The following is a 3,703-nucleotide window of genomic DNA, read 5'->3' as shown; positions in this document are numbered from 1 at the left end:
AGCAAAAGTTCGATTTATTCAACAAAGCCCCCGCGGGCACGTAAAGGCGAGGCCAGTATCGTGTCACCCAACAGGTTCCAGCGACAGTTCAATCCGGATGCTCCTGATGAGCGTTGGGTAACGGACATAACCTACATCAGGACCCACGAAGGCTGGCTGTATCTTGCCGTTGTTGTTGATCTGTTCTCACGCAAAATTATCGGCTGGTCCATGCAATCCCGGATGACAAAGGACATTGTCCTGAACGCACTGCTGATGGCTGTATGGCGGCGTAATCCCGAAAAACAGGTGCTGGTTCATTCGGATCAGGGCAGTCAGTACACAAGCCATGAGTGGCAGTCGTTCGTGAAATCACACGGCCTGGAGGGTAGCATGAGCCGTCGCGGTAACTGCCATGATAATGCGGTTGCAGAAAGTTTTTTCCAGTTGTTGAAACGCGAACGGATAAAGAAAAAGATCTACGGAACGCGAGAAGAAGCCCGCAGTGATATTTTTGATTACATCGAAATGTTTTATAACAGTAAGCGTCGGCATGGTTCCAGCGAACAGATGTCACCGACAGAATATGAAAAACAGTATTATCAACGGCTCGGAAGTGTCTAGATTATCCGTGGCGATTCAAACGGATAATCGGCGCCACGCTGGGATTTAAATCCATGAAGACGGCTTACGCTACCATCAAAGGTATTGAGGTGATGCGTGCACTACGCAAAGGCCAGGCCTCAGCATTTTATTATGGTGATCCCCTGGGCGAAATGCGCCTGGTAAGCAGAGTTTTTGAAATGTAAGGCCTTTGAATAAGACAAAAGGCTGCCTCATCGCTAACTTTGCAACAGTGCCCACTTAAAGCCGCCTGACAACACACCGAGGCAGACGCGCAGCCTGCCTCGGTAATCTTCAGTAGAAACGGCGACGGAACCTGGATCCGCCATCCACTGACGTGCATTCACACACTAAATGCCACGTCTAAATTTAACGCATCAAGCGCGACAGGCCTCCCGATGAAATACCCTTGCGCCTCGTCACAGTGATATTGTTTAAGCCTTTTCAACTGCTCCGCCGTTTCCACGCCTTCAGCGGTGACAGCCAGCGAATAGGCTTTGCCAAGGCCGATAATATTCTCAACGATGATTTTGGCGTTTTCCGATTCCTCCATGGCGAACAAAAAAGATTTATCCAGCTTTATTCCGTCGAACGGGAAGCGTTTCAGATAGCTTAATGCCGAGTAGCCGGTTCCAAAGTCATCAATCAAAAAGCGTACGCCGATATCCTTCAGCTGCTTCATGGTTTCCAGCGTGATATCCGGATTGGAAATCGTCACGTTTTCGGTAATTTCTAACTCCAGCCGGGACGGTTTAAGCCCCGATTTTTGCAGCGCAGCCTTTACCCGTTTCTCCAGGCCACGGGTATTAAACTCCACCGCCGAAATATTGACCGAAATAACCAAATCGGGCGAGAGATGCACCATATCTTTACAGGCTTTCTCCAGCACCACATCACTCATGGCAACGATCAGGCCCGTCTCTTCCGCAAGCGGGATGAACTGATCCGGCATCAGTAAACCGAGACGCGGATGCTGCCAGCGAACCAGTGCTTCGACAGCAGCGATACGCGAGGTTTTAATGTCGTAACGGGGCTGATAAACCAGCTGAAACTGGTCTGTGCATAACGCTTCACGAAACTCTTTTTCCATTTCCCGGCGCTGAATTAAGTACTCGCCCATGTTGGGTTCGTAAAACACCCAGTTATTGCGACCGGTATTTTTCGCTTTATACAATGCGATATCGGATAACCGAATCAGATCGCTGGCGTTCATTGCATCCTGAGGCGCCAGTGCAATCCCCATACTCACGCTGATATACACTTCATTGCCGTTAACGATAAAAGGCCGGCTTATTTCACTGGCAATGCGCTGGCAGAGCGTCTCTATGTCTTTACGCACATAAATATCCGGCAGAATAAGGATAAACTCATCTCCGCCCTGCCGGGCAACCAGATCGATTTTACGGGTACAGGACCGCAACCGGCTGGCGACTTCATTGAGTAACGCATCGCCCGCATTGTGGCCGAATAAATCATTTACCGGTTTGAATTTATCCAGGTCGAGGCTGATCATGGCCAGGGGATGATCCGGATCGGGTAAAGAACGCAGCTCACCTTCCAGAAACTCTTTCATTCTGACCCGGTTTGGCAGGCCGGTTAATTCATCATGCCGCGATAAATACTCGGCACGCTGCTGCGCCTCCACTTCCAGAGTGACATCGGTCACCGTACCGCGAAAGCCCATAGAACCATCATCCATAATGGCGCGCTTCGCCACCACATTGCAGTAACGCTGATGGCCCTGAGCTGAGAAATAGCGGGCCTTTTTGAGCGTGTAATTACTGCTCGTCTGCGGATTCAGCAGCCAGTGATGAAAAAGGATTTTGTCGCTGTGGATGAAATCCAACATGTTCCGCCCAAGCCAGTCGTCAGAATGATGACCGGTAACGCCGGAAAAACGGTCGGATAACCACGTTAGCCGTGCCTCGCTGTCCGCTTCCCAAATCCAGTCGGTGGTGGCTTCAATGACGTCGCGAAAGCGTCGTTCACTTGCCGTAAGCGCTTGTCGGCTTTGCTCAAGCAGGAAAACATTTTCGTCATTAATTTGCGCTTTGATTAACGCACCACGCCGCATCAACCAGGTAAATGCAATGGTCGATAACATCAGAATGATGATTAACGGCAGCTCCCGGTTCATCAGCGCTCTGCCCGGATCGTCGCTTCGCCACTCAATCAGAACATCGCCATTATCAATGGGTAAAATAAGCTGAGCTTCCCGGTAGTCGGCTTTCAGGTGTGGCTCCATTCTGCCGAACGTATGCGCATTATGAATGCCGTATTCGTTGCCCATTTTCTCCAGTTTAACGGGCGTTAACACGTCGGCGAAAATCAGTACCGAGGCATCTTCCGCCACCGGCGTGATGCTTTCATCGTCTCCCGACGTGATCCGGGCCGCCGCCAGTAAGGTGAGTTGCCCGTTGGTCATCATAAGGCGTGAGACGGCTTTACCCTGGCTTTGTGAGAGGTCGTTAAAAAGTTCTTTGGTGATGTTCCGGTTGAGCCATTTCTCGAAAGGCTGGCTGACAAGATTTCCTTCAATGACGCTATAACGCGTCTCCCCGGCGGGAGACAAAACAAATACGCCTTCATACTGGTAATTCGTGTAAAGCGATTCACCAAGGTTCTGGCTGTCCCATGCCCATTTAACATTCACCTGCTTGTGCAAATTATTATACGCTTCGCCCCAGTCGGCATTATCCATTAAATTTGCGCGTATCTTTTCCTGCCGGTTAGTGAGGGCTTTTTGCAAAAGTAAACTGCTGCGCGCGTCTGCTTTATTATTAAGATTATCCGCGATATATAAAAGATTCACTATTGCCGCCAGAAAGAGACTGCTCAGCAACGCCGCGGTAATAATAAAATTTTTCTTTATTATGCCACTGGTTTCTCCTGAAAAACTACTTACTTTGTTGAAGCGCTGCCAGTTCATTTTCCCCATCTCTTAACGGGTGAGAGTCCATTGGCCTGAAATAGGCACAGCCCGCAGAGGCAGTATCGGCAGAAACGGATTTTTTCTCCAGAATTTTTTGAGCACTTTTTTTTGCTTTAGCTAGGGAAGGTGCGAATAAGGGTGATGCTGCCAACTTACTGATTTAGTGTA

The 3,703-nt window shown here is 49.5% G+C and carries 2 protein-coding genes and 1 pseudogene; 2 read left to right on the top strand and 1 reads right to left on the bottom strand.

Annotation, left to right across the window (positions count from 1 at the left end; translation table 11 throughout):
- Positions 1 to 603, top strand: a 603-nt coding sequence (locus HMPREF3096_RS06290; RefSeq protein WP_070544361.1) for an IS3 family transposase, incomplete at its 5' end; no start/stop codon positions are given.
- A gap of 11 nt (positions 604 to 614) precedes the next feature.
- Positions 615 to 788 (top strand): annotated as a pseudogene (locus HMPREF3096_RS31365) (IS6 family transposase); the annotation flags it as partial.
- A 158-nt stretch (positions 789 to 946) separates the two neighbouring features.
- On the opposite strand, the gene HMPREF3096_RS06280 reads toward HMPREF3096_RS31365, so the two are convergent.
- Complete coding sequence (locus HMPREF3096_RS06280; protein WP_070544359.1) at positions 947 to 3,532, bottom strand: bifunctional diguanylate cyclase/phosphodiesterase; 2,586 nt, start codon at positions 3,530 to 3,532, stop codon at positions 947 to 949.
- Positions 3,533 to 3,703: the final 171 nt, after the last annotated feature.

Origin of the sequence: Klebsiella sp. HMSC25G12, assembly GCF_001807705.1 — a bacterium.
Lineage (GTDB): Bacteria > Pseudomonadota > Gammaproteobacteria > Enterobacterales > Enterobacteriaceae > Klebsiella > Klebsiella variicola.
The sequence above is the reverse complement of the archived record's forward strand: the minus strand, read 5'-3'. Positions and strand labels throughout refer to the sequence as shown.